4 protein-coding genes are annotated in these 4,293 nt (G+C 33.6%); 1 reads left to right on the top strand and 3 read right to left on the bottom strand.

Features of this window, described 5'->3' with window-relative positions; all coding sequences use genetic code 11:
* Nucleotides 1-170: 170 nt before the first annotated feature.
* The gene (locus ACKI67_RS10525) at nt 171-2,174 is read right to left on the bottom strand and encodes an ATP-binding protein (RefSeq protein ID WP_407463493.1); all 2,004 of its coding nucleotides are present in this window, start codon (nt 2,172-2,174) and stop codon (nt 171-173) included.
* A gap of 255 nt (nt 2,175-2,429) precedes the next feature.
* Between ACKI67_RS10525 and ACKI67_RS10520 the strand changes: the two genes are divergently transcribed.
* Nucleotides 2,430-2,861: a hypothetical protein gene (locus ACKI67_RS10520; protein WP_407463492.1), complete on the top strand. Its 432-nt coding sequence runs from the start codon at nt 2,430-2,432 to the stop codon at nt 2,859-2,861.
* A gap of 73 nt (nt 2,862-2,934) precedes the next feature.
* Here the strand turns inward: ACKI67_RS10520 and ACKI67_RS10515 are convergent, their stop codons facing one another.
* Together ACKI67_RS10515 and ACKI67_RS10510 are read right to left on the bottom strand one after the other, a co-directional pair.
* Nucleotides 2,935-3,561 (bottom strand): RlmE family RNA methyltransferase, encoded by a 627-nt coding sequence (locus ACKI67_RS10515; RefSeq protein ID WP_407463491.1) that lies wholly within the window; start codon nt 3,559-3,561, stop codon nt 2,935-2,937.
* Nucleotides 3,562-3,624: 63 nt separating this feature from the next.
* On the bottom strand, nt 3,625-4,176 hold the full coding sequence (locus ACKI67_RS10510; RefSeq protein ID WP_407463490.1) for a YfcE family phosphodiesterase: 552 nt from the start codon (nt 4,174-4,176) through the stop codon (nt 3,625-3,627).
* Between the last annotated feature and the right edge of the window lie 117 nt (nt 4,177-4,293).

Here is a 4,293-nt window from a genome sequence, read left to right as displayed (position 1 = left end):
TTTTTATCATTTATTAATGTATTTATTATATAATGAGTTATTATTATATAATGAATTATTATTATATAATGAGTTATATAATTAATAAAGTAACTTAAAATAAAAAATAGAAAAAAAATGCTTGAATTCAATCAAGCAAATTATTTAATTTTAATATGGTCATTGACCATCTAATCTTTCAATGTTCTTACAAGACCATTACGTGGTTCGTAGATAAGTCCTCTGGATTTGAGCATCTTCAAGATTTCATCTGTTTTTTCTTCACTTATATCACTGTTTTCAGCAAGATGGTCTTTTAGGACATTTGTTGGAACATCAACAAATTCCGCTTCCAATTCTTCAATTGCTTGCTGTACAACACGCATTTTATCTCTTTCAGATGTTGGAGTTCTTCCTTCAACTCTTGCAATGTCGATTTTACCGGTGTCAGGATCCATTCCGATTTTCTCTAAACATCTTCTTTGCAAGCTGATTGCTCTATGAGCATCTGAAGCTTCCACTTCGTTTTTGAGTTGAAGTTTTGCGCTGGCTTCAGCTAAACGAATTGTCGCTTCCAATTGCCTTGGAGTGATTGGTACAGGAGTTCCTTCTTCCATACCTCCTGTTCTCACTGATACATAAAACTCTTCCAATACTTTTGTTGCTTCATCTGTAAGTACCGGTTGGATATTCTTACGTGCATAAGCGATATACTTTCTCAAGAGTTCTGGCTCTATATCATATGCTATGTTGGAATATTGGTGAGTTGTAAGAATATGCTTTGCCAATTCCCTATCCTTTTCGACATTTGGCTTGTCTTCAATAACAAATATCAAATCGAAACGGGAAAGAATTGGTGAAGGCAAGTCAATTTGGTTTGCCAAAGTCTTGTATCTATCAAAAGTACCGAACTTAGGGTTTGCAGCTGCAAGCACGGAACATCTTGTGTTCAATGTTGCCATAATTCCTGCTTTTGCAATACTTACTGTTTGTTGTTCCAATGCTTCGTGAAGTGCAGATCTATCTTCTGAACGCATCTTATCCAATTCGTCAACACATACGTTACCTTGGTCCCCAAGTACCAATGCACCTGCTTCAAGAGACCAGCCTCCGAGCTCATCTCTAACTGCCGCTGCAGTTAATCCTGCACCGGATGTACCTTTACCACTTGTGTAAACACTTCTTGGGGCTAATTTTGAAACATATTTGAGTATTTGGGATTTACCTATACCTGGGTCCCCAACAATAAGAATGTGAAGGTCTCCTCTTAAACGAGTTCCATCTTCCAATTGTTGTACTGTTCCACCGAAGAGCTGCAATGCAATAGCTTCCTTTACATCTCTGTGACCTTTGATTGAAGGTGCTGTGGAATTGATGATTTTATCGTGTATATGAGGGTCTTTGGATAATTCCAAGATTTTTTCTTCATCTTCTTCACTAAGTTCCAATTCCTCGAATTCCTGTTCTAAAGGTTCGATATGATTCACGTAAATGTAATTCTTGAATTTTCCACTTCTTTCTTCCCTAAATGTCTTTAAGGTTCCAGTGATTCTTACTTTGTCTCCTGGATTTAATTCATCTACCAAATCATCCTCTAAAACCATAAGCATTTGTTTTGGTTCTGTTCCTCCAGATAGGTTTTCCAAAGGTTCCTGCATTCTTGCACTTTGAGTGTCTATATATTTGGATTCCTCTTGAAGCAATCTAAAGGATCTTCCACCACATTCGCCACATAATGAAGGTTCCATGATATGATTTCCAGAGCTCTGTTCCACTTCATGAATTCTCATGCAGCCTCTACATTCAAATTTTCCTACTTCAATACGTGGACGAATCTCATCAGTTTTCCTCACAATTCCATCAGCAGATACAAAGTGACCTATGTATTTACTTAAGAGATCGCTTAATGGAATGTTGTTTGTGAGATTTTCAAATCTGATGTTCAATTCAGCATCCTTCATCAACGGATCGATATTTTTAATAGCCTTTTGAGAAGCAGCAATAACTTCATCAGGCTTTGTTATCAATAAGTCCGCTAAATCAGGATCAAACTTCTCTAAGTCTTCGTAATTGACTGTAAGTGACCTTTCATCAGGATATTTTTCTAAAATTTCAAACACATCATCTTTGTAAATTGTAGAGAAAAATTCTTCAAATTTTGCAAGTGATGTTTTTGTTTTGTTAGTGGAATTCATTGTATTATATTCTTTATATTTAATCGTATAAAAGTTTATTTAATTTTTAAAAATTTTTAATTTTTTCACTATATTCATTTTGAAAAATAGCTTTTAAGCTGTTATGATTTTTCAAGTTCAGTTTGGTTTTTTATGGTGATTATTTTATTGATTTCATTTCATTTTTTACCAATTTAATTGAAAATTTTAAATATGTGTAATTTTATAAGTAATAGTAATACTAATTAAATTTTTAAATAATATTATGGTGAATTTATGAAGAAATCAAGATTGGGTCTATTCAAATCAACTTCAATGCTAATTTCTGTTTTAGGAGTTATTATGATTATAGCTACTGTAGCTGCAGTTGCTTATGTTGGTTTTAGTGTAGTTTCCTCAAGTTTAACCGGAGGAATTTCATCCGGTACTCAGTATGACCAATTAGCAGAATTGAAATCTAATTACACTGCATTGGAAGCTCAATTTAATGATACAGGTAATAAGATTTATGCTATGGACAACATCACTTTAGAAAGAGAATATGTAAATGCACAAGTAGAGCTTGTAAGGGCTCAAAATGATTTAAGTGATGTAGAGAGTGCATTGTCTATGGGTAAGCCTGCTTCAGAAGTTGATGAGAGATTAAAACAAACAAGAGACGATTTAAAAATAGCTCATGAAGCTTATAATAGTTTATCAGTTAAATAATTTTATTATTTAACTTCTTTTTTTATTTATTTTTTCAATTAATTTAGTTTTCTATTATCTCTTTTTTTAAAAATTATTTTTTCTTTTTAGGTCCTTTTCTGTAGCCTAATCCAACGATATACATTTCTTTGCTTCTTTGTCTTGATGATGGCGGTTTGGTTGATTTCACTTTTCTGAAATCGTATTTGATGCTATCTAAAAGACGTTTGTATTCGGGACCTTGGAATGCCTTGATTACAAGGTTTCCTTCTGTTTCAAGAATATTGTCTGCAATCTTGAACACTGTTTCCACAAGGTCAACAGATCTTAAATGGTCGAGGTCTTTCACTCCAGTCAATGAAGGTGCAGCATCTGACATAAGCACTTTTGCTTTTCCATGTGTCAGTTCCATAACCTTTTCCTGAACGATTTCTTTGGTGAAGTCTCCTCTGATTCCAAAGTAATTAGGTTCGTGGAATGGTTTGATTCTGTTTAAGTCCACTCCTACAACGATTCCTTCTTCTCCTACCTTTTCTAAAGCCACTTGAGACCATCCACCTGGAGCGGCACCTAAATCCACTACAGTGTCTCCCTCTTTGATGATTTTGTATTTTTTATCAAGTTGCTTAAGTTTATATGATGCTCTTGAACGATATTCTTCACTTTTAGCTCTTTTGTAATAAGGGTCATTCTTCTTTTCCACTTGCCATCTGCTTCCCATATTAACCCTCCTGATTATTATAAATATGTTTTCTATTTGAATTCTTTTGTATTCTTTTGTATTCTATTTGTTTGCTTTATCTTTTTTAGCCTTCTCTTCATAGAAATTCAATGCAGAACAGACTGGTCTTCCAGTTTGAATGAATTCTATGCTGATGTCATTTCCATTTATTTCCATCAATGCAACAGATGGGTCTGATAATCTTGGATTTGTTGGACTTCCTGGATTTATCAAAAGGACATCCTTTATCTTTTCAAGTTGTGCAACATGTGAATGTCCACTTACAAGAATATTCACTCCTAACTGCAATGCATGGTAATATAATTGCTGTGTGTCTCCCCTTGGATAAACCTCTCCATGAATCACTCCAATCTTGTGGCCTTCTGCTTCAATTATCTTTGAGACAGGCAATTCTATATCTCCATGGACTCTATCCATATTTCCTTCAACTGCAACGACAGGAGCTACTGTCCCCAATTCATCAATGACGCTTTTGCTGGTTATGTCTCCTGCATGAATAATCAAATCCACTCCTTCAAAGGTTTCCAATACCTTTTGAGGAAGCTTCACTCTTCTATCTGGAATGTGGGTGTCTGATATCAATCCAATTAACATAATTTCACATATGATTTTAATTTTTAATTTTAATTTTTAATTTTTAATTTTTAATTTTAATTTTTAATTTTAATTTTTAATTTTAATTTTTAATTTTAATTTTTAATTTTAATTTTT

The sequence above is a fragment of the Methanobrevibacter sp. genome (assembly GCF_045577275.1).
Taxonomy (GTDB): Archaea; Methanobacteriota; Methanobacteria; order Methanobacteriales; family Methanobacteriaceae; genus Methanobrevibacter.
This window is presented reverse-complemented; position numbering and strand designations above follow the sequence as displayed.

Coding starts and splice junctions, on each gene's coding strand:
- ACKI67_RS10525 (WP_407463493.1), bottom strand. CDS start 2,174: ATGAATTCCACTAACAAAACAAAAACATCACTTGCAAAATTTGAAGAA.
- ACKI67_RS10520 (WP_407463492.1), top strand. CDS start 2,430: ATGAAGAAATCAAGATTGGGTCTATTCAAATCAACTTCAATGCTAATT.
- ACKI67_RS10515 (WP_407463491.1), bottom strand. CDS start 3,561: ATGGGAAGCAGATGGCAAGTGGAAAAGAAGAATGACCCTTATTACAAA.
- ACKI67_RS10510 (WP_407463490.1), bottom strand. CDS start 4,176: ATGTTAATTGGATTGATATCAGACACCCACATTCCAGATAGAAGAGTG.